Origin of the sequence: Curvibacter sp. CHRR-16, assembly GCF_018474005.1 — a bacterium.
In the GTDB taxonomy this organism is placed as follows: domain Bacteria; phylum Pseudomonadota; class Gammaproteobacteria; order Burkholderiales; family Burkholderiaceae_C; genus Allorhodoferax.
In genome coordinates, this window is record NZ_JAHCSH010000001.1 from 592,117 (window position 1) to 611,929 (window position 19,813).

General features: G+C 60.5%; 20 protein-coding genes. 9 read left to right on the forward strand and 11 right to left on the reverse strand.

Annotation, left to right across the window (positions count from 1 at the left end):
• Window positions 1-14: 14 nt before the first annotated feature.
• Window positions 15-635: a MotA/TolQ/ExbB proton channel family protein gene (locus KIK84_RS02810; protein WP_214121444.1), complete on the reverse strand. Its 621-nt coding sequence runs from the start codon at window positions 633-635 to the stop codon at window positions 15-17.
• Here KIK84_RS02810 and KIK84_RS02815 point away from each other — a divergent pair.
• Together KIK84_RS02815 and xseA are read left to right on the forward strand one after the other, a co-directional pair.
• Entirely contained in the window at window positions 622-918 is a 297-nt protein-coding gene (locus KIK84_RS02815) for a hypothetical protein (RefSeq protein ID WP_214121445.1), read from the forward strand. The two genes, KIK84_RS02810 and KIK84_RS02815, sit on opposite strands and share 14 nt — an antisense overlap.
• The gene (xseA, locus tag KIK84_RS02820; RefSeq protein WP_214121446.1) at window positions 912-2,159 is read left to right on the forward strand and encodes an exodeoxyribonuclease VII large subunit; all 1,248 of its coding nucleotides are present in this window, start codon (window positions 912-914) and stop codon (window positions 2,157-2,159) included. The genes KIK84_RS02815 and xseA overlap by 7 nt, the downstream gene beginning before the upstream one ends.
• Here the strand turns inward: xseA and KIK84_RS02825 are convergent.
• Both KIK84_RS02825 and KIK84_RS02830 read right to left on the reverse strand, forming a co-directional pair.
• Entirely contained in the window at window positions 2,153-3,628 is a 1,476-nt protein-coding gene (locus KIK84_RS02825; protein WP_214121447.1) for a sensor histidine kinase, read from the reverse strand. The genes xseA and KIK84_RS02825 overlap by 7 nt on opposite strands.
• Entirely contained in the window at window positions 3,625-4,404 is a 780-nt protein-coding gene (locus KIK84_RS02830; protein WP_502757532.1) for a response regulator transcription factor, read from the reverse strand. The genes KIK84_RS02825 and KIK84_RS02830 overlap by 4 nt, the downstream gene beginning before the upstream one ends.
• A gap of 41 nt (window positions 4,405-4,445) precedes the next feature.
• Here KIK84_RS02830 and KIK84_RS02835 point away from each other — a divergent pair, with 41 nt between their 5' ends.
• Genes KIK84_RS02835 through KIK84_RS02845 form a run of 3 tightly spaced genes read left to right on the forward strand, consistent with a single transcriptional unit; the run spans window position 4,446 to window position 7,434 of the window.
• Window positions 4,446-5,408, forward strand: a complete 963-nt coding sequence (locus KIK84_RS02835; RefSeq protein WP_214121448.1) for a Bug family tripartite tricarboxylate transporter substrate binding protein — start codon at window positions 4,446-4,448, stop codon at window positions 5,406-5,408.
• A 14-nt stretch (window positions 5,409-5,422) separates the two neighbouring features.
• Entirely contained in the window at window positions 5,423-5,920 is a 498-nt protein-coding gene (locus KIK84_RS02840) for a tripartite tricarboxylate transporter TctB family protein (RefSeq protein ID WP_214121449.1), read from the forward strand.
• 2 nt (window positions 5,921-5,922) lie between these two features.
• Window positions 5,923-7,434: a tripartite tricarboxylate transporter permease gene (locus KIK84_RS02845; protein WP_214121450.1), complete on the forward strand. Its 1,512-nt coding sequence runs from the start codon at window positions 5,923-5,925 to the stop codon at window positions 7,432-7,434.
• Window positions 7,435-7,438: 4 nt separating this feature from the next.
• Here the strand turns inward: KIK84_RS02845 and KIK84_RS02850 are convergent, their stop codons facing one another.
• Entirely contained in the window at window positions 7,439-7,864 is a 426-nt protein-coding gene (locus tag KIK84_RS02850) for an Lrp/AsnC family transcriptional regulator (RefSeq protein WP_214121451.1), read from the reverse strand.
• A 130-nt stretch (window positions 7,865-7,994) separates the two neighbouring features.
• Between KIK84_RS02850 and ocd the strand changes: the two genes are divergently transcribed.
• From ocd to KIK84_RS02865, 3 genes are all read left to right on the forward strand, one after another.
• Window positions 7,995-9,086: an ornithine cyclodeaminase gene (gene ocd, locus KIK84_RS02855; protein ID WP_214121594.1), complete on the forward strand. Its 1,092-nt coding sequence runs from the start codon at window positions 7,995-7,997 to the stop codon at window positions 9,084-9,086.
• Window positions 9,083-10,009 (forward strand): arginase, encoded by a 927-nt coding sequence (rocF, locus tag KIK84_RS02860; protein ID WP_214121452.1) that lies wholly within the window; start codon window positions 9,083-9,085, stop codon window positions 10,007-10,009. The genes ocd and rocF overlap by 4 nt, the downstream gene beginning before the upstream one ends.
• Before the next feature lie 142 nt (window positions 10,010-10,151).
• A complete protein-coding gene (locus KIK84_RS02865; protein WP_214121453.1) occupies window positions 10,152-10,655 on the forward strand; it encodes a DUF2059 domain-containing protein in 504 nt (167 codons plus the stop codon).
• A 22-nt stretch (window positions 10,656-10,677) separates the two neighbouring features.
• Here KIK84_RS02865 and KIK84_RS02870 read toward each other — a convergent pair whose 3' ends face one another.
• The 6 genes from KIK84_RS02870 to KIK84_RS02895 are packed head-to-tail and all read right to left on the reverse strand — an operon-like array spanning window position 10,678 to window position 17,287.
• Complete coding sequence (locus KIK84_RS02870) at window positions 10,678-11,307, reverse strand: LysE family translocator (protein ID WP_214121454.1); 630 nt, start codon at window positions 11,305-11,307, stop codon at window positions 10,678-10,680.
• Window positions 11,308-11,317: 10 nt separating this feature from the next.
• A complete protein-coding gene (locus tag KIK84_RS02875; protein WP_214121455.1) occupies window positions 11,318-12,502 on the reverse strand; it encodes a fumarylacetoacetate hydrolase family protein in 1,185 nt (394 codons plus the stop codon).
• A gap of 59 nt (window positions 12,503-12,561) precedes the next feature.
• Window positions 12,562-12,819 (reverse strand): SlyX family protein, encoded by a 258-nt coding sequence (locus tag KIK84_RS02880; RefSeq protein ID WP_214121456.1) that lies wholly within the window; start codon window positions 12,817-12,819, stop codon window positions 12,562-12,564.
• On the reverse strand, window positions 12,816-13,907 hold the full coding sequence (hemH, locus tag KIK84_RS02885) for a ferrochelatase (protein WP_214121457.1): 1,092 nt from the start codon (window positions 13,905-13,907) through the stop codon (window positions 12,816-12,818). Before hemH ends, KIK84_RS02880 begins: the two co-directional genes overlap by 4 nt.
• 19 nt (window positions 13,908-13,926) lie before the next feature.
• Window positions 13,927-16,353 carry a penicillin acylase family protein gene (locus tag KIK84_RS02890; protein ID WP_250207692.1) on the reverse strand — a complete coding sequence of 809 codons (2,427 nt, stop codon included), beginning with the start codon at window positions 16,351-16,353 and terminating at the stop codon, window positions 13,927-13,929.
• Between the two features lie 13 nt (window positions 16,354-16,366).
• On the reverse strand, window positions 16,367-17,287 hold the full coding sequence (locus tag KIK84_RS02895) for a LysR family transcriptional regulator (RefSeq protein ID WP_214121458.1): 921 nt from the start codon (window positions 17,285-17,287) through the stop codon (window positions 16,367-16,369).
• A gap of 91 nt (window positions 17,288-17,378) precedes the next feature.
• Between KIK84_RS02895 and KIK84_RS02900 the strand changes: the two genes are divergently transcribed.
• Window positions 17,379-18,416 (forward strand): zinc-binding alcohol dehydrogenase family protein, encoded by a 1,038-nt coding sequence (locus KIK84_RS02900; protein WP_214121459.1) that lies wholly within the window; start codon window positions 17,379-17,381, stop codon window positions 18,414-18,416.
• Window positions 18,417-18,452: 36 nt separating this feature from the next.
• Here the strand turns inward: KIK84_RS02900 and KIK84_RS02905 are convergent, their stop codons facing one another.
• A complete protein-coding gene (locus KIK84_RS02905; RefSeq protein WP_214121460.1) occupies window positions 18,453-19,754 on the reverse strand; it encodes an HD-GYP domain-containing protein in 1,302 nt (433 codons plus the stop codon).
• Between the last annotated feature and the right edge of the window lie 59 nt (window positions 19,755-19,813).

Consider the following 19,813-nt stretch of genomic DNA (forward strand, 5'->3'; position numbering starts at 1 on the left):
CAAGCCTTTGGCGCTCAGGCGCGCAGTTTTTTCAGGTGGCGTGCCAATTCTTCGGCGGCCAATTCCAGCGTCAGCACATAGGCATCGACACGGGTGCGGAAATAGCGCCAAAAAATCAGCGAAGGAATAGCCACCACCAAACCAAATGCGGTGTTGTACAGGGCGATAGAGATACCGTGGGCCAGTTGGGCGGGATTGCCACCGCCTGAGCCGGGGGCTTGTGAACCGAAAATTTCGATCATCCCCACCACGGTGCCAAACAGACCCATGAGCGGGGCTGCCGAGGCGATGGTGCCCAAAGCGGTGAGGTATTGCTCCAGCCGCTGGGTGACTTGGCGGCCCGAGGCTTCCATCGCGGCTTGTACCTCTTCGTGCTGGCCACGTGCGCCATGCGCGGCACTCAGACCGCTGGCCAGTACCTGTCCCAAAGCGGAGTTTTTCGACAACTGCTGAATCACGTCCGCATTGGGCAGGCCATTGCGGCTCACTTCCAGCACTTCTCGCAGCAGTTTGGGCGGCGCGACTTTGGATGTTTTGAGACTGATGAAGCGTTCCAGAATGATGGCCAAGGCCAGAATAGAACAAACGATGAGCAACCAGATGGGCCAACCAGCGGCTTGTATGATGGACAACAAGGTAATCACTCCGATCAAGCTAACAATGGCTGACGATTATGGCAGCACCGATCTGTTGCCAGTTTTGCACAGGCGTTCATTTTCTGTGGATAACTTTGTGTGTAAGTTCTTTTTTTCCTGCGTAAATCCCGATTTTGTACTCAATGTTGACAACTATCTTCATGGTGGTGGTGAAAAAAAATCAATGAAATCAAGTGCTTGGGGATTTTTTGAGGGTTCTATTGCGAGTAACCCCTATTGTGCGACTGGAAACACTTGGGTGTGGATGACTGGTCTATGTTGATTGCTTCCAATTCTGTAGCGCCCAGCCCACGCCCATGGCAGGTTTCGGCCTTGTGTCGTTTTATTGCGGACCGTTTGCAGGCCGAACTCAACCCCGTGCGGGTGCAGGGCGAGATCAGCGGTTTTACCCGTGCGGCCAGCGGTCACTGCTACTTTTCCATCAAAGACGACAACGCCCAAATGCGCTGTGCCATGTTCAAACGCCACGCTTCTAGCCTGCGCTTTGCGCCGCGCGACGGCATGCTGGTGGAGTTGACGGCGCGGGTGGACCTGTACGCGCCCCGGGGCGATTTGCAACTCATTGTGGAAGACATGAGCCAGCAAGGGCAGGGTGACTTGTTCGAGCGCTTCTTGCGCCTCAAGGAAGCGTTGCAGGCCGAAGGGCTGTTCGATGCCGAGCGCAAACGCCGTCTGCCTGCGGTGCCGCGCAGGATTGGCTTGGTCACCTCCTTGGGTGCAGCAGCGTTGCACGACGTAGCCACGGCCTTGCAGCGCCGTGCGCCCCATGTGCGTGTGGTGCTGGCCCCTGCCAGCGTGCAGGGCGAGACCGCGCCAGCCGAGCTGGTTGCGGCATTGCACAGCCTGTATGACTTGACGGACGATGCTGGCCACGCCTTGGATGCCATTTTGTTGGTGCGCGGCGGCGGTTCTTTGGAAGATTTGTGGGCCTTCAATGACGAAGGCTTGGCACGCTGTATCGCTGCCAGTCCAGTGCCCGTGGTGTGCGGGGTGGGGCATGAGACGGATTTTTCGATTGCCGACTTTGTGGCCGATGTGCGCGCACCCACGCCCACAGCGGCGGCGGAAATTATTTCCCCTGCCCAAGAGCAGTTGCTGGCTTTGGCCGAGCAAACCCACGAACGCTTGCAGACCGCCTTGCAGCGCTGGCAAGAGCAGCACAACCAGCGGTTGGACCAATTGGCACTGCGTTTGGGGCGACCCACGGCCCGTGTGGAGCGCATGCGCCACCAGTTGCAAACCCTGCACACCCGCTTGCTACATGCCAAAGGACAGCGTCTGCAGCGTGCCCAAGTGGCGCTAGACCAAGCGGCTTTGCGCTTGCAATTGCTCGACCCCAAGCTGGTGCTGCAGCGCGGCTACGCCTGGTTGAGCCAAGACGATGCGGCACAGGCAGGCCCAGCATTGACCAGCGTGGAGCAGCTGCACAACGGCCAATCGGTGCGCGCCACTTTGCACGATGGCAGCGCCGCTCTGACGGTGGTGCGTGTCGATGCTCACTGACTGAGCGGCAACCACACCACGGCATCCACGCCGTGGGCGGGCAAGTCGGATCGGTCGCTCGTACCCAAGTCACGGTTGCTCAAGCGGATATGGCCACCCAGTGCTTGGGTGATGTTGTGGCAAATCGTCAGCCCCAGACCTGACCCACTGCCAGCCGAATGGCTGGTGCCAAAGGGCTGGAACAAGCGCTCTTGCGCTTCTCGGCTCAGACCGCTGCCGCAGTCGGCTATGCACAAGGCTATACCCAGTTCACCGGTATGGGGGTGTGCTTGCTGTGCCAACTGCACGATCAAGCGCCCCCCTACAGGGCTGTGGCGTATGGCGTTGTGCAGCAGGTTGCGGGTCAGTTCTTGCAGCATCCAACGGTGCGCCAGCACGTGGTAACTAGCTGGCTGGTTGGGTGCGGCTACGCAGTCCAGCTCAAAGTCCAACTGCTTGTCTGCCATCAGCGGGGCCACATCCAACGCCACTTCGCGCACGGCTTCATCCCAAGCCACGGGGGCAAAGTCCTGTTGCTGGCGCAGTTGTTCCACTTTGGCCACCGACAGCATTTGGTTGGCCAGTGTGGTGGCGCGGTTCACGGTGTCTTGCATTTCCAGCAGGGCTTGCTGGGGTGGCACATCGCCACGCAGGGCCGATTGAACTTGGATTTTCAGCACCGCCAAAGGAGTTCGCAGTTGGTGGGCAGCATCGCGGACAAAGCGCTTTTGGTTGTCTACCAACTGCTGCAAACGTGCCATGACTTGGTTGGTGGCGCTGCTTAGAGGGCGCAGATCAGGCGGCAGTTGTGTATCCGGTAGGGGGGTGAGATCCTCTGGTTGGCGTTGTGCCACATGCCGCCCTAAGTGGCGTATGGGTCGCGTCACACGCTGCACCACGATCAGCACAACCAGCGTGATGACCGCTACCAACAGCGTCTGTCGGCGCAGGGTATTGAGCAGTATGTCGCGCGCCAGCGTACGGCGTAGCTGCAGGGTTTCAGCCACTTGCACAGTGGCCATGGTGCGCTCATGCCCAGTGGCCACGGGTTGCAGCAGCACGGCTACGCGCACGTCTTCGCCACGCAGACGGTCATCGTAAAAGTCCACCAACGCGGCGTAAGGCCCTTGGTTGGGGAGTTTGCCTGTCCAGCGGGGCAGGTCATTGATGCCATCAACCCAATGACCTTGGGTATCGGTAATTTGGTACACCATGCGGGTGCGGTTGTCGGCCTCAAAAGCCTCTAGCGCTGCATAAGGTACTTCCGCTTTGAGGCGCATGGTCTCGCCATGGCCCATGATTTGCAGGCGTTCACCAATGGCTTTGGCCGATGCCAGCAAGGTACGGTCGTAGGCTTGGTTCACCGCAGCGAGGGCTTGGCTGTACAGAAAGTAAGTGTCCAAGCCTACAAACACCACAATGGGTAGCAAAATTCCCAGCAACAGCCTGCTGCGCAGAGACAGGCTGGTGAAACGTTGCAAGGTGTTCATGGTGCAGGGCTGCGTGTGGCTTGGTTGGTGCGCAGCAAGTAACCTAAACCGCGCAGCGTGACCAGTTCCACGCCCGTGGTTTGTGCTCCCCAGTCTGCCAAGCGTTTGCGCAGGCGGTAGGCCACCACCTCGATGGCTTCGCTTTGCACGCTGGGATCGTTGGCAAACACGGTTTCGACCAGTTTTTCTTTGGCCACGGCTTGGCCGGGGCGGCTCATCAGGGCTTGCAGCATCAGCAGTTCGCGCGGTGGCAGCTCCAGTACCTGCTGGCCCAAATAGGCGGCCCCGCTGCTGTGGTCTAGGCGCAAGCGCCCAAGCACGCTTTCTTGCGCGTGGGTGGGGCTGTGGTTAGCAGGTAGCTGGGTTTGGCGGCGGTGCAGGGCGCGCAGACGGGCTTCCAGTTCGTGCAGATCAAACGGTTTGGCCAGGTAGTCGTCCGCCCCTGCGTTCAGGCCAAGCACCTTGTCACCCACCGTGCCGCGGGCGGTCAGTATCAGCACCGGAGTGCCTAAACCAGCTTTGCGCGCTTGTTGCAGCACTTGCAAACCATCTTGTCCCGGCAGGCTCAAGTCCAGTGCCACCACGTCGGGTTGCTGCGCTTGCCAAGTGGGCAGGGCTTGCAGCCCATCGCTGCACAGGCTGACGTGCATGCCGGCACGTTCAAGGCTGCGCTGCAGGGATAGTTGCATGGCGGGATCGTCTTCAATGAGCAGCAGATGCATGGGGTAAATACCGAGGAATTTGGACAGCCAAATGACAGGCTGGCTTTGCATCATAGGCCGCACTAGCAATCCGTCACAAGTAAGGAGACACTGTTATGCGCCGTGATGCATTCCTCAAGTCCATGTTGGCCATGGCGGCCGCTGGCACCTTGCCATTGAGCGCCCGCGCTGGCGCCAACCTCAAGATGATGATTCCAGCCAACCCCGGTGGCGGTTGGGACACCACAGGCCGCGCCTTGGGCAAAGCCCTGCTTGATGCCAAGTTGGCTGACAGCGTCCAATACGAAAACAAAGGCGGTGCGGCAGGTGTGATTGGTTTGGCCCAGTTCGTCAACGCTAGCAAGGGCGATCCCAATGCGCTGATGATTACCGGTGCCGTGATGCTGGGTGGCATCATCACAGGCAAGCCTGTTATTTCGCTGGAAAAAGCCACACCGATTGCCCGCATCACCAGCGAGTTCAACGTGTTTGTGGTGCCAGCCGACTCTCCCTTTAAAACCATGAAGGATGTGGTCGCCCAAATGCAAAAAGACCCTGCCAGTGTCAAGTGGGGCGGTGGCTCACGTGGCTCTACCGAGCACATTTGCGCTTGTATGTTGGCTACCAAAACCGGGGTGGATCCCAAGAAGGTGAACTACGTGGCCTTCCGTGGCGGCGGTGAGGCGACTGCGGCTATTTTGGGTGGCAACGTCAGCGTAGGCGGCAGCGGCTACAGCGAGTTTGCCGAGTACATCACGGCAGGCAAGATGCGCCCCATCGGTGTCACATCGGAAAAGCGCCTGCCCGATTTGCCCAATGTACCTACCCTGAAGGAGCAGGGCTTTGATGTGGTGCTGGGTAACTGGCGTGCGGTGTACGCTGCTCCGGACATCACGCCCCAGCAGCGCGATGCCTTGACTGATTTGGTGGTCAAGGCCACCAAATCCAAGTCTTGGACGGAGTCGTTAGAGAAAAACGGCTGGACTCCCTCGGTGTTGACCGGCAAAGCCTTTGCTGATTTCGTGGATAACGAGTTTTCCAGCTTGCGCGGCATCATGCACTTGGCGGGGATGGTCTGATGGCGTTCGGGTCTATGAAGACCCGCCAGACCCTCATTGGCGTGGGGGTCTTGGCGGTTGCCCTGACTTGGGCGATAGGGGCGTGGGACATCCCGTCTGACGCTGGGTATGGTGGTGTCGGCCCTGACTTTTTGCCGTGGCTGGTCGCCTTGGTGCTGGGCGTATGTGGCGTGCTGCTGGTGTGGCATGCCCAAACCACTGGCTTTCGCGTCATGGAAGAAGTAGAGGCCGATGCGCCACCACCGTACTGGCTGGGCTTTGCATGGATGTCTGCTGGCGTATTGCTCAACGCAGCGCTCATCACCACCATCGGCTTCATCCTGAGTTGTACCTTGGCCTTTGTGTGCGCTGCCCGTGGTATGCGCATGGCCCAAGGCGAACCAGCAGGGGGGATGCGCAGCTGGGTGGTTGATGTGGTGCTGGGCCTGCTCATCAGCGCGCCGGTGTATTGGATGTTTACGAAATTCTTGGCCATTAGCCTGCCAGGACTCACTAGCACGGGGTGGCTGTGATGATGGATATTTGGAACCAATTGTTCACGGGCTTTGCGCATGCCGCAACGCCCATTAACTTGCTGTGGGCGCTGTTCGGTTGCGCTTTGGGCACCGCAGTGGGGGTGCTGCCCGGTATTGGCCCGGCCACTGCCGTGGCCATGCTGCTGCCCATCACCTCCAAGGTGGACGTGACAGCATCGATGATTTTTTTCTCGGGTATTTACTACGGCGCTATGTACGGTGGCTCCACCACCTCCATTTTGCTCAACACCCCCGGCGAAACGGCCAGCATGGTCACCGCCATGGAAGGCAACAAGATGGCCAAGAGCGGCCGCGCTGGTGCGGCCTTGGCCACGGCGGCCATTGGCTCCTTTGTGGCAGGCACCATCGCCACGGTGGTGGTAGTCATGTTTGCCCCTGTGGTGGCCGATCTGGCGGTCAAACTCGGCCCGCCCGAGTATTTCTGCCTCATGCTGCTGGCATTCACTACGGTGAGCGCCGTGCTGGGTCAAAGCACGTTGCGCGGTCTAACAGCGCTGTTCTTGGGTTTAGCCATTGGCTTGGTGGGTATGGACCAAATATCCGGTCAAGCACGCTATACCCTGGGCAAGCCAGAGTTGCTAGACGGTGTAGAAATCGTGCTCGTTGCGGTGGGCTTGTTTGCCGTGGCAGAGGCGCTGCATGCGGTTTTGTTTGAGGGCAAGGTGGTGGAGAGCCAAAACACCATGAGCCGCGTGACCATGACGCGCTCGGACTGGAAGCGCTCTTGGCCCGCATGGTTGCGTGGCGCGGCCATTGGTGCGCCATTTGGCTGTATCCCCGCTGGCGGCACCGAGATTCCTACTTTCCTGAGCTACGCCACCGAGAAAAAACTGGCCAAAGGTGACAACCTGGCCGAGTTCGGCGGCAAAGGTGCCATCGAAGGCGTAGCAGGCCCCGAATCGGCCAACAATGCCACGGTGACAACCGCGCTGATCCCGCTGCTGACCTTGGGCATCCCGGTGTCCAACACCACGGCTGTGTTGCTGGGCGCATTCCAGAACTACGGTATCCAGCCCGGCCCGCAGTTGTTTGGCACCTCCTCGGCTTTGGTATGGGCACTCATTGCCTCTCTGTTCATTGGCAACGTCATGCTGCTGGTGCTCAACCTGCCGCTGGTGGGCTTGTGGGTCAAGCTGCTCAAAGTACCCAAACCCCAGCTCTATGCCGGCATCTTGATATTTGCCACCGTGGGCACTTACGGCATGCGCCAGAGCGCGTTTGACCTGTTCCTGCTCTACGCCGTGGGCCTGCTGGGTTTGCTCATGCGTCGCTACGGTTTCCCCACAGCACCCGTCATCGTGGGCATGATTTTGGGCCCCTTGGCCGAGGCCCAGTTGCGCAATGCCATTTCGCTGGGCGAGGGCAGTGCCCTGATCTTTTTGCAGCGCCCGGCATCTTTTGCGATCCTGCTCGTCGTCATGGTGGTGCTGGTGCTGCCCCGTGCCGCCAAGTGGTACCGCAACCGAACCGGTATGCAGCCACTGGCTTGACCACTCATGACAGGCGGTAGGTTTCGAGATGGATGCTGGTTTCGGTGCTGCTGATGCCGCGAATCAAGCGGATGCGCTCCAGCACCTTGGACAGTTCAGCCAAGTTGGTGGCGCGTAATTCAGCCAGCAAGTCCCAGCGTCCATTGGTATCGTGCAGGGTCGCCACACCGGGTTCGCCCAGCAGGCTGGCGATCACGGCGCGGGTTTCATTGCCCTCCACGGCCACGCTCATCCAAGCATGGATTTCGTTGGGCTGGGCATCGGGACGCAAGCGCACGGTGTAGCCCACGATAGTGCCGCTGTCTTCGAGCCGTTGGATGCGGTTGGTGACAGTGCCCCGGGACACGCCCAGCTTGGTTGCCAAAGTGGCCACGCTGGTGCGTGCATCCTTGCGCAGCAGGGCAATGAGTTCTTGGTCGATCTTGTCCATGGCTGTCAATTTGGCAATATGGGTTGCCGTTTTGTCAAATTTTTGACGAAAAGCAAGCAAAGTTGGCGATTCACTTTAACTTGGTGTTTGCTGACACTAGCCCTCAAGCTTGATTACTCGGGGGCAAACCATGCACAACACCACCATCGTCAGCACCCAATTCCTCAGCGTTCAGGACGTCGCCGCCATCGTCGGCCGCGTCGGCATCCGCACGGTGCTCGAGCGTTTGGCCCAGCGCATCGACGACGATTACCAGCGTTGGGAGACCTTCGACAAGGTGGCGCGCGTGGCAGCCCATTCCGCCGAGGGCGTGATTGAACTCATGCCCATTGCCGACGACACCACCTACACCTTCAAGTACGTCAACGGTCACCCCAAGAACACCAAAGACGGCCTGCCCACCGTCATGGCCTTCGGCGTGCTGGCCGACGTCGACACCGGTGCGCCCGAACTGCTGACCGAGCTGACCCTGACCACGGCACTGCGCACGGCCGCCATGTCGGCCGTGGCTGCCCGCGCGCTGGCCCGTCCCAACAGCAAAACCATGGCCCTTATCGGCAACGGTGCGCAGGGAGAGTTCCAGGCCCTGGCCTTCCACTACCTCAACGGCATTGAAGAAATCCGCCTGTTCGACATCGACCCCGCTGCGACGAGAAAGCTCATGGACAACCTGGCCCACACCGGCCTGCGTTTCGTGGTGTGCAACAGCACGGCTGAGGCCGTGCGCGGTGCCGACATCGTGACCACCGTCACGGCCGACAAGACCAATGCCGTGATCCTGAGTGCCGACATGCTGGAACCCGGCATGCACATCAACGGCGTCGGTGGCGATTGCCCCGGCAAAACCGAAATCCACCCCGATGTGCTGCGGGCTTCAAGCTGCTTCGTGCAGTACGAACCCCAGACCCGCATCGAAGGCGACCTGCAACACATGCCGGCCGACTTCGCTGTGACGGAACTGTGGCGCGTGCTGCGCGGCGACGCCGCAGGGCGCTCAGCAGAGAACGAAATCACCTTCTTCGACTCGGTAGGCTTTGCGCTGGAAGACTACTCGGCGCTGTGCCTGCTGCGCGACTTGTCCAAGGAGCTCGGTATGGGTCAAACGCTGGCCCTTGTGCCGAGCTTGCCCGATCCGAAGGATCTGTTTAGCCTCATTCGTCCCGCACAGGCTGTGGGACGCCGCGTGGCAACCCCAGAAACCGAGTTGGAGTTCGATGTATGACCATTTCCCCTTACACCAGCATCCGCTTGATTGGCGCCCCCACCGACATAGGTGCTGGGGCTCGCGGGGCCAGTATGGGGCCTGAAGCCCTGCGCGTAGCGGGTTTGGCGCAGGCCTTGCAGCAGCACGGCCTGCAGGTGCACGATAGTGGCAACCTGAACGGCCCCGCCAACCCTTGGCAAGCACCCGAAGACGGCTACCGCCACCTGCCCGAAGTGGTGGCGTGGAACCAAGCTGTGCACGACGCGGTGTACGCCAGTTTGCAAGACGGGCACTTCCCCATGCTGCTGGGGGGCGACCACTGCCTGGGCATAGGCTCCATCAGCGCCGTGGCCAAGCACTGCCGCCTGCAGGGGCGCAAGCTGCGCGTGCTGTGGCTCGACGCCCATGCCGACTTCAACACCGCCGAACTCACCCCCAGCGGCAACATCCATGGCATGCCCGTGGCTTGTCTGTGCGGCTTTGGCCCGACCGAGCTGGTGCAAATGGGCGGACATGTACCTGCCATCGACACGGCCTGCGTGCGCCAGATCGGCATACGCAGTGTGGACGCGGGGGAAAAGCGTTTTGTGCACGCCCAGCAGTTGGAGGTGTTTGACATGCGCTACATCGACGAAGTGGGCATGCGCAGCGCCATGCAGCAAGCCTTGGCCGGGCTGGATGTGGACACGCACCTGCACGTCAGCTTTGACGTGGATTTTCTCGACCCCAGCCTCGCCCCCGGCGTAGGCACCACCGTGCCCGGCGGCCCCACTTACCGCGAAGCGCAGTTGTGCATGGAAATGATTGCCGATACCGGCCTGCTGGCCAGCTTAGATGTGGTGGAACTGAACCCCGCACTGGACGAACGCAACAAAACCGCCCAAGTGGCGGTGGATTTGATCGAGTCCCTGTTTGGTAAGAGCACGCTGATGCGGGCTTGAGTGGGTAGCACCGCAATCCAAGACAACTTTGGGCGTTAAGCCGCAGGATTAAGTCGATGTCATAAGCGTAAACAACGCTGTGCTGGTAATCAGCGCATGCAATAGACTTACATGAATCATTGTCAGCAATAAAGGAAATTCAATGAACATGTTTCGAAGTGCTGTGGTATCCCTTCTGCTTTGCTCGACAGCTGCAATAGCGGCACCTGCAACTGATGAATCGGTTAAAGAGTTGCTGGTTGTTATGCAAGCACAAAAACTTGTTAATGGAATACGAGCTCAAGTTGACTCGATGATGGACAACGCCGTTAAGCAGACCCTGCAAGGGAAAGTGCCAACAGCAAAGCAACAACAGGCTATCGACAATATGAAAAATAAAATGGTTGCGATCGTCCAAGAAGAAATTGCTTGGGAACAGCTTGAACCACTTTATTTACGCATTTACAAAGAGTCTCTAAGCGAAGAAGAGGTCATTGGAATTGTGGCGTTTTACAAAACTCCAGCTGGGCAAGCCTTTGTTGAAAAGATGCCACTCTTGACGCAAAAAACTTTGCTGGAAGTACAAAAGATATCGTCAGAGATGGGTCAAAAAATGCAAAAAGTCCAAAAACAGTTTTTGGCTGACATGCTCTCCACAAGCAAATAAATCTCTCTCTCCCTCGGTTCTTTCAACTCTTCAACGCCATCAACCCCGCAAACCCCACAAACACGCCGCCGGTGGCGCGGTTGAAGTTGCGCATGAAGCTGGTGCGTTGCAAAAAGCGCGAGAGCTGCTGGCCGCTGGCGGCGTAGACAAAGTACCAAGCCACTTCAATGACCGAGAACGTGGCCAGCAAGATGGCGAACTGGGGTAGTTGCGCGGCGTGGGGGTTGATGAACTGGGGGAAGAACGCGGCGGCAAACAAGATGGCTTTGGGGTTGCTGGCGGCTACCATGACACCCCGGCGGTACTGGCTGATCAAGGTGTTGGGGCCTTTCCATTCACGGGCCACGGCAGGGGCACCGCCTTCGGTCACCGGGGCGCGCCACACCTGTATGCCTAGGTAAGCCAAGTAGGCCGCACCGGCCAGGCGCAAGGCGTCGAACACGCGGGGCCACGCTTCCAGCAGCGCACCCAAGCCAGCGGCGGACAGGCTGAGCATGATGATAAGTGCCGTCATGCACCCGGCCATGCAGGCCAGCGCGTAGCGCAGGCCGTTTTGCGCGGCGGTGGTCATGACCAGCAGCATGTTGGGGCCGGGCGTGGCAGACACCACAAAGGTCATCATCACGAATACCCACCAAGTTTGCATGCCCATAGCGCACTCCTTATTGCTGTACAGCGGTTGAATCGTCCACCAACAGACCGCGGCGCGCCAAATTGCGCATCAGGTGCGAGGTGCCAAAAGTCCACGGTGGGCAGTTGGTGCTCAGTTGCACGGTGTTTTGCAGGCTGCCCAGCTGCGGGTTGCTGATGGTGACCACATCGCCCAGCTTGTGGGTGAAGCCTTGGCCGGGTACATCGCGGTCTTCGGTTGGAGCAAACAGTGTACCCATGAACAGCATCAGTCCGTCCGGGTATTGGTGGTGCGCGCCCAGTGTTTGGGCTACCAGATCGAGCGGGTCGCGGCTGATCTCGCGCATGCTGCTGCGCCCATGGAGCACAAAGCCGTCAGGCCCCTGCACGTGCAAAGCCAACTCGGCTTGGCGCACGTCGTCCAGCGTGTAGGTCTCGTCAAACAGGCGGATGAACGGGCCGATGGCGCACGATGCGTTGTTGTCTTTGGCCTTGCCCAGCAGTAGGGCAGAGCGGCCTTCCACGTCGCGCAGGTTCACGTCGTTGCCCAGCGCAGCGCCTTGCACGCGGCCTTGGCTGTTGACGGCCAACACGATCTCGGGTTCGGGGTTGTTCCAAGTGGAAATGGGGTGCAAGCCTACCCAACTGCCGTGCCCCACGGCGGACATGGCTTGGGCTTTGGTGAACACCTCCGCATCGGGGCCAATGCCTACCTCTAGGTACTGTGACCACAGGCCTTCGCGTATCAGCGCTTCTTTGATGCGCGCCGCTTGCGCTGAACCCGCTTGCACATTGCGCAAGCTCTCGCCAATGCTGGCCGCTATGCGCTCGCGGATGGCTTGGGCGGCAGCGGCGTTGCCTGCGGCGCGCTCTTCAATGACGCGCTCCACCATGGAGCGGGCAAAGGTGACGCCGCAGGCTTTGATGGCTTGCAGGTCGCACGGGGCCAAGAGGCGCAGGCCGGGCAGTTGGCCATCCAGCAAGGCCTGCACGCTGCCCAGTATTGGTGGACTGGCAGCTTTACTGGCTTGGGCGGTCAGCCAAGCGGCGGGCTGCTCCATCTCCAGCAGGTCGCGCATGGTGGGGGCTTGGGGGCTGGTCACGTCCAGCACCTGCTGCTGGTGCACCCAGATAACGATAGGGCCGCCTGCGGCGTCGGACCAGGCACGGCCTACGAATGTGCCGCTGGCAAATGGGGGGGCTATGTCTGCTGTCATGGCTTGTCTCCTCGTGGGTTTTTTAGGGTGGTTTCAGCAGCGGGGTGGGGTGGGCGGCGTCAGTAGTGTGGCGGTCTTTCTTCGTGCAGGTTGCGCACGGACTGGGGTTCGGACAGGGTTTCGTGCAAGCGCCCGCGCAGCATGGCCACCTCGCGGGTGAGCCAGTCAATTTGCTCTTGTTGGCGCGCCACGATGCTGTCCAGCTGGTCGATGGTGTGTTCGCTGTAGGCGGCTTTGATTTCCAGATCGGTCAGGCGCTCTTCCAGCGTTTGCAGGGCGGTAGCTGGGGTGTGGGTGTGTTCGGTACTGGTACTCATACGGGTGTGGTGGGTGCGGGGCCCTTGAATGCGGCTTGCGCCCCCGCTTGGGTGGGCCAGCCTTGCAGGTGCTGCAGGCACAGTTGCGTGAGGGCTTGCATGCCTTGCGCATCGGCGTTGAGGCAGGGGATGTAGTGGTACTCCTTGCCGCCGTGGTGCAGGAATGCTTCGCGCACTTCCATGTTGATTTCTTCCAGCGTTTCCAAGCAGTCGCACGAGAAGCCGGGGCACATCACGTCCACACGCTGCACGCCTTGCTCGGCCAGTTGGCAGACGGTGGGTTCGGTGTAGGGCTGCAGCCATTCGGCCCTGCCCAAGCGGGACTGGAAGGTGACGCTGTACTCGCTATCGGCCAGTTGCAGGCTTTGGGCCAGCAGGCGGGCGGTTTTGCGGCATTCGCAGTAGTAGGGGTCGCCCAACTCCAGCGTGCGGCGCGGCACGCCATGAAAGCTCATGACCAAGTGCGCGCGCCCATGCTGCTGCCAGTGAGCCTGCACGCTGGCCGCCAGCGCGGCGATGTAGCCGGGGTCATCGTGGTAGTGGTTGATCCAGCGCAGCTCGGGCACGGTACGGGTGCGTTGGCTCCATTGCGCCACGGCATCGACCACGCTGCCGGTGGTGGTGCCGCTGTACTGCGGGTAGGCGGGCAGCAGCAGGATGCGGGTGCAGCCCTCCATCTTGAGGGCATCGAGCTGGCTGGCGATGGAGGGCTGGCCGTAGCGCATGGCGTAGCGCACCACCACGTCGTGCCCGCAAGCGCTCAGTTGTTGTTGCAGCGCCTGCGCTTGCTGCTCGGTGGACAGCCGCAGCGGTGAGCCTTGCTCTGTCCAGACGCTGGCGTATTTGGCGGCGGACTTAGCTGGTCGCACGCGCAGGATGATGCCGTGCAGAATGAGCCACCACAGCGGCTTGGGAATCTCCACCACGCGCGGGTCGCTCAAGAACTCGGCCAGGTAGCGCCGCACGGCGCTGGGGGTGGGGGCATCGGGTGTGCCCAAGTTGCACAGCAGCAAGCCGGTGCGGGCATGGCGTCCATGCGGGGCTGCGGGTTCGGGGGCAAAGCGGGGGGCCAGCAAAGAGGCGGTCATGGTTGGTAGGGGGTTGGGGTCACGGTGACAAAGTGAGGATGCTGTCGGTGTGGGCTGTGATGTCCGCATCCTTCAGGTACATGGGTTGGTACATGCCCGCGGCGTAAGCGTCGGCTTGGTCGTTGTAGTGTTTGTCCAGCCACACGCCGCTTTGGCCTACGGGGTTAATGCCCATGGCCTTGCTGGCATCGGCAAAGTCGATCACGCGGCGGGTGGAGGGGCCGTAGTTGATCCTCCATGGCGCAGGACTTAAGGTGAAAGCCATGTTGTTGGGGACTTCGTTGCCGCCAGGCATTTCAAATGGGCCGACGTCAAAGATTTTGTCCAGCGGCTTTTTGCGCCCGAGTGGGTGGCCGTGGGTGAGGAGGTGGCTCTTGCCCCAAGTCCACTCCAGCAGACTGCTGCCGTAGAGCTTGTTCAGGTGTGCCAGCGTCCGGCTCCAAGCCAAGGCCACTATGTCTTGCGCGGTCTCTTTGTTCTTGGTTTCTACGTTGTCCCACCACGGCGAGTTGGGGTCAGCCAGCACGTTGTCCAAGCTGCTGTTGAAGTTGCGCAGGCGCAGCAAATTGGCAAACTGGTCGTCATCCAATTCGTCGTGGAAGATGGCTACGCTCAGCTCGTACAGCATTTGGGTGTACAGCGTGGCGGCGATGCTGTCGCGGGTGAAGTCCCCGTCCCATTTGAGCAAGGGCTCCACAAACTCTTGTTGTGACTTGTCAGTGATGGCCGTTTGCATCAACGGGAGCAAGTGGCCCAGCACCCGCTTGGAGTAGTCTGTGGAGTTGAGCAGTTGCAGCCCTTGTGTGGTGCGGCTGTCCCAGCGCGTCGCGGGGTTGGACAAAAATTTGTCCAGTGTGCGAGCGCGATCCGGTTCGTTGTAGTTGCCAGCTACGGGAACGGCGCTCAGCGGTTGCTGGTTGGCCGAGACGATGTAGCCGCGCCGGGGGTTTTCTTCTTGGGGGTTGAAGCTAAAGGCGTAGTAGCCGGGCTTGTCGGCCTCGCCCTTGCCACCGTCGAGTATGAAAGTGGGGTTCACTCCGGCGGGGCGTTGCGGCAGCTTGGCGGCGGCCCACCAGCCAATGTCGCCACTGGCATTGGCCCAAATGATGTTGACACCCGGTGCTCCCACTTTGCTGGCGGCAGCCCGCGCTTTGGCCAGCGTGTCAGCGCGGTTGAGGGCGAAAAACGCCTCCATAGACTGGTTGTCCGTGGCCAAGTTGGTCCACCACAGGGCAATGGGGGTTTTGTGGTCACTGCCCAGCTTGTCACCCATGGAGTCGCTGATGATGGGGCCGTGCGGTGATTGGCGCACCGTCAGTTGCACGGTTTCACCGCCCTTGACGTTGATGGCCTCGGTGCGCTGCTTTAAATCCACCCACTGGCCTTGGTTCCAGACTTGGTTGCGGTTGTCGGGGTTGGTCTTTTCGGCTACCAAGTCCATGTCGTCGTTTTGGAACATGGTCAGCGTCCAGCCAAAGTCTTGGTTGTGTCCCAGCAGAGCCCATGGCATCAGGGCGGCAAAGTGGCCATAAATCTCAAAGTCAGGGGCCTGTAAATGGGCCTCGTACCACACAGAGGGCGCTGCAAAGCCAATGTGCGGATCCCCCGCCAAAATGGGTTTTCCGCTGGCTGTGCGGGCACCTGACACGGCCCAGCCGTTGGAGCCGGCCAGCATGGGCACGCGTGCCAAGTCCATGGCACTCTGGCTCAGGGTGGCGAGTTGCATCAGGCCCTTCCAGTCGCGTGGTTGAAGCTTGGCGCTGGCGTTACCTTCGGCGCTGGGGTCTTGCAGCACGCCTTGGTTATTCCATTCGTTGGCAAATGGCCGAAGGTAAGCCGTGCCCAACTTGTCGCGCAGCACTGTCATCACCGGCTCGATGCGCAGGGCTGCGGCAAAGTTGTAGGCCAAGTAGTTGGTGGCCACGTACACGTCTTCGGCGGTAAAAGGCTGGGGCTCTATGCCCATGAGCGTGAACTCCAGCGGTGGTTTGTGCGTGTCTTGGTATTGGTTGATGCCATCTACGTACGCTTGCAGGTACTGGGCCGATGCGCTTTGCGGGTCAGCCGCCGCCAGCATGCGACGGGCGTTTTCACGCAGGCCTATGGTGCGGAAAAGGGTGTCCGTCTCCACCAGCTTGGGGCCTAGTATTTCGGCCAGTTCGCCTTTGCCCAGACGGCGCACCATCTCCATTTGGAACAGGCGGTCTTGTGCATGCACGTAGCCCAAGGCCCTGTACAGGTCGAACTGGTTTTGTGCCTTGATGTGGGGTACGCCGCGCTCGTCATAGCGCACCTGAACAGTGGCTGCAAGCTGGTCAATGTGGCCCACGCCACTGCGCAGGGGCAGGCGCTGGTACACAAACCAGCCTCCCATGGCTACCGCTACCAGTAGGGGCAGTGCCAGCAGCAGTATGAGCGTGAGCAGTATGCGTATCGTCCATTTCATGGATTGTGTCTCCTTATGCACCAATGGTACTGGGCTGTGCCACGAACTCTGCGAAACGGGATTGCAAAAAAGCATGCAGGGTTTTGAGCAAGGGTTTGAGGTGGGCACGGTCAGGGCACACCAAGTACAGCGGGGCCGCTTCGCCCGTCCACTGGGGCAGCAGGGCTTGCAAGCGCCCAGCCTGCAGGTCGGGCCACACATCGAGCATCGACTTGTAGGCAATACCCCGCCCATGCACAGCCAAGCGGCGCACGGCATCGCCATCGTCACACTGAATGTGGGCGCGCACCGCCACCGTGAGGGTGTGCTTGCCTTGGGAAAACTGCCAGCGGTCGTGTGCCTTGTCGCCTAGCATGAAGCACAGGCAGTCGTGCTCGCTCAGTTCTGCCGGGGTGCGTGGCTGGCCTTGGCGTGCCAAGTAACTGGGGGCTGCGCACACCACGCGATGGTTATTCGGAACCAAGGGCAACGCCACCAAGCTGGAGTCTGGTGGCACGCCGTAGCGCAGGGTGGCATCCACGGGATTGCGGTGCACTTCGGCCAAGCGGTCAGAGAACTGCAGGTGCAGGTTGACGCCGGGGTATTGCTGCTGAAAGTCTTCCAACCACGCCAATACGACGTGACGGCCTAGGTCCGATGGCAGCGACAGTTGCAGTCGCCCCTGCAGCTCGTAGCGTCCCGCTTGCAGTTGGCTGCGGGCGCTGGCAATGATGTCCAGCCCACTGCGGCAGCGCTCCAGAAACACCAGCGCATCGTGCGTGGGGCGCAGGCTGCGTGTGGTGCGCACAAACAGCTTGGTGCCTAGCTGCTTTTCTATGCGCAGCAAACTGGCGCTGGCCGCTGCGGGGGATACGCCCACCAAGCGTGCCGCTTCGGACAGGCTGGCGGCATTTGCAACCACGGACAGAAATTCAAGGTCTTCTAATGCAAGCATTTTCAAATTAAAGCGGAAAGTCTTGCGCCTGCAAACCCCTTTTTTCAATGCCTGTGCAAGGCGACACTGCGCACGACAGAAAGGACATTCCATGAAAGCTATCGTCTATGCCCAGCACGGTTTACCTATTGCCGATGCGCAGTCGCTCTACACCACCGAGCTGCCGATGCCCACTCCTGGCCCGCGTGACTTGCTGGTGCAGGTACAGGCCATTGCCGTGAACCCGGTGGATACCAAAGTGCGCCGCAATGCGCCGACCCAGCAGCCCCGCGTGCTGGGCTGGGATGCCGTGGGCACCGTGCAAGCCGTGGGCGAGCAGGTGCGCCATTTCAAGGTGGGGGATGCGGTGTTTTACGCTGGCGCAATCGACAAGCCCGGCTCCTATGCCCAGTACCAAGTGGTGGACGAGCGCGTGGTGGGCCACAAACCCGCTAGCTTGAGCGCCGCCCAAGCCGCGGCGCTGCCCCTGACGTCGCTGACCGCGTGGGAACTGCTGTTTGACCGTTTGCAGATTGCTCGATTACCCGCTGCTGGAGCACCCGAATCCGAACGGCAAGCGAACAGCCAACCCACCCTGCTGGTCATCGGCGCTGGCGGTGGGGTGGGGTCTATCTTGGTGCAGTTGGCGCGCCAGCTCACGGCGGTGCGTTTGGTGGTAACGGCTGCCCGCGCCGAAACCCGCCAGTGGCTGCTGGACTTGGGGGCTGAGCATGTGATTGACCACAGCCAAGCCTTGGCTCCACAGCTAGCCGCTTTGGGTATTGCACAGGTGGACTACGCCATCAGCATCACCCACACCGACCAGTACTTTGAGCAACTGGTGGAACTGATTCGCCCACAAGGTAAGTTCGCCTTGATTGATGACCCGGTCAGCCTCAACGCCGTGTTGCTCAAGCGCAAGTCCATTTCGCTGCACTGGGAGAGCATGTTCACCCGCTCGCTGTTCCAGACCGACGACATGGAGCGCCAGCACGAGATACTGGAGCAGGTGTCTGCACTGGTAGACCAAGGCGTACTGCGCAGCACCTTGGCCGAGCACTATGGCCCGGTGACCGATGCCAACCTGCGCCGTGCCCATGCACTGATCGAGAGCGCGCAGTCACGCGGCAAGATCGTCATGGAGTGGTAGCCGCAGGCTACTCACGCAGCGGCATGGCCTGCGGGTTTAGGCGATCTCGGTGTCCAGCTTGGGGGCAGGCAAGTCGAGCGAAGCCCACAGCGGGGAGAGCATGAGCTGCTCTTGCAGCGCCAGTTTTTCGGCCATGAGCATGGACTCGCGGGCCAGTTCAAACAGGCGGTGCTTGAGCTCCCAGCCTGCAAGTTGTTGCTCGTACTGCTCAGCGGCGGTCATGGCGGCGTGCTCCAAGCCCCAGCAGCCCAAGGAGTTCCAAGCGATTTGCATGCGATCTATGCGTTGGCAAGCGGTTTCCACAATCGCCTTGGCTCGCAACGAACTGCTCATGGCCATCAGTTGCTCGCGGATGCGCTGGGCCGTCTCCAGCAAAGTTTGCATTTCGTCTTTGAGTTGCGGACTGTTGCTGGCTTGCTTGGTGTCCATGCCGGCGTGGGCTGCCGCGGCTTGCTCACGGGCCATATTGCTGATAAAGCCGACGGGTAGCAGGTCAAACTCGCCCGGCAGCACGCGCAGGGCAAAGCTGGCGCGCGTCAGCGCATCGGGATGCTGGCGCGCAATGCCCAGCGTCACTTCGGTCACGGCCAGCATGCGGCCTAGGGGGGATATGTCGTCTTTTTGCAGTCGGGCTGGGTAGCCCGAGCCATTGAGCCGTTCGTGGTGTTCGGCAATGGCTTGCGAGATGCGCTCAGGGTAGTCTGTGGTGGTGACCAACAGCATTTGGGCGATGCGCGGGTGCACCACCATGTGTTTGTGGCCCAGCACGTCCAAGTGGCTGTCGGTGTCCAGGTATTCGGGCGAGATGTAGATCTCGCCAATGTCGTGCAACAAACCAGCCAACATGGCTATGCGGATTTCATGGCTGCTTTGCGTGGTGCGGCTCACCATGGCACCCACCAAGGCCATGGCATGCACAGCATGCTCCACCATGCTGGGGCGGTTGGCCAGGGCCGTGGTCAGCATCAACTGCGATACCGAGTGAAATGGGAGCTGGCGCAACTGTTGCTGCAGCAAGGATGCCCACGGCTGTAGCCCACGTGCCAAGGCACTGCCGCTGTCCATGAAGCGCTCAAAGTCGTCGTTCAGGGTGAACAGCGTCACACCGTTCTCACTGGTCAGGCAGGCTTCTAACGGTTTGCTCAGTTTGCGCTCTAACAAGCGCTGCTGCAGGGTGGCTGATACGGGCTGGTTCTTGGCCCACAGTTTCATGCCCGTGACGTCCACAATGTCCTCGGACGCCACGATGGTGTATTTTTCCGCCGCCTTGATGATGGCGTTGAGCGCAATCGGATTGGTTGCGTTGCCTTCTTCCTTGGCTACTGCGTTGGATTGCATGGGTGTCCTCGCCTGAAAGATGTTGTCTGCCCCGGGATGTTTCCCCCTTCGTTATGGGG

Coding starts and splice junctions, on each gene's coding strand:
- KIK84_RS02815 (WP_214121445.1), top strand. CDS start 622: ATGATGGACAACAAGGTAATCACTCCGATCAAGCTAACAATGGCTGAC.
- xseA (WP_214121446.1), top strand. CDS start 912: ATGTTGATTGCTTCCAATTCTGTAGCGCCCAGCCCACGCCCATGGCAG.
- KIK84_RS02825 (WP_214121447.1), bottom strand. CDS start 3,628: ATGAACACCTTGCAACGTTTCACCAGCCTGTCTCTGCGCAGCAGGCTG.
- KIK84_RS02830 (WP_502757532.1), bottom strand. CDS start 4,404: ATGATGCAAAGCCAGCCTGTCATTTGGCTGTCCAAATTCCTCGGTATT.
- KIK84_RS02835 (WP_214121448.1), top strand. CDS start 4,446: ATGCGCCGTGATGCATTCCTCAAGTCCATGTTGGCCATGGCGGCCGCT.
- KIK84_RS02840 (WP_214121449.1), top strand. CDS start 5,423: ATGAAGACCCGCCAGACCCTCATTGGCGTGGGGGTCTTGGCGGTTGCC.
- KIK84_RS02845 (WP_214121450.1), top strand. CDS start 5,923: ATGGATATTTGGAACCAATTGTTCACGGGCTTTGCGCATGCCGCAACG.
- KIK84_RS02850 (WP_214121451.1), bottom strand. CDS start 7,864: ATGGACAAGATCGACCAAGAACTCATTGCCCTGCTGCGCAAGGATGCA.
- ocd (WP_214121594.1), top strand. CDS start 7,995: ATGCACAACACCACCATCGTCAGCACCCAATTCCTCAGCGTTCAGGAC.
- rocF (WP_214121452.1), top strand. CDS start 9,083: ATGACCATTTCCCCTTACACCAGCATCCGCTTGATTGGCGCCCCCACC.
- KIK84_RS02865 (WP_214121453.1), top strand. CDS start 10,152: ATGAACATGTTTCGAAGTGCTGTGGTATCCCTTCTGCTTTGCTCGACA.
- KIK84_RS02870 (WP_214121454.1), bottom strand. CDS start 11,307: ATGGGCATGCAAACTTGGTGGGTATTCGTGATGATGACCTTTGTGGTG.
- KIK84_RS02875 (WP_214121455.1), bottom strand. CDS start 12,502: ATGACAGCAGACATAGCCCCCCCATTTGCCAGCGGCACATTCGTAGGC.
- KIK84_RS02880 (WP_214121456.1), bottom strand. CDS start 12,819: ATGAGTACCAGTACCGAACACACCCACACCCCAGCTACCGCCCTGCAA.
- hemH (WP_214121457.1), bottom strand. CDS start 13,907: ATGACCGCCTCTTTGCTGGCCCCCCGCTTTGCCCCCGAACCCGCAGCC.
- KIK84_RS02890 (WP_250207692.1), bottom strand. CDS start 16,353: ATGAAATGGACGATACGCATACTGCTCACGCTCATACTGCTGCTGGCA.
- KIK84_RS02895 (WP_214121458.1), bottom strand. CDS start 17,287: ATGCTTGCATTAGAAGACCTTGAATTTCTGTCCGTGGTTGCAAATGCC.
- KIK84_RS02900 (WP_214121459.1), top strand. CDS start 17,379: ATGAAAGCTATCGTCTATGCCCAGCACGGTTTACCTATTGCCGATGCG.
- KIK84_RS02905 (WP_214121460.1), bottom strand. CDS start 19,754: ATGCAATCCAACGCAGTAGCCAAGGAAGAAGGCAACGCAACCAATCCG.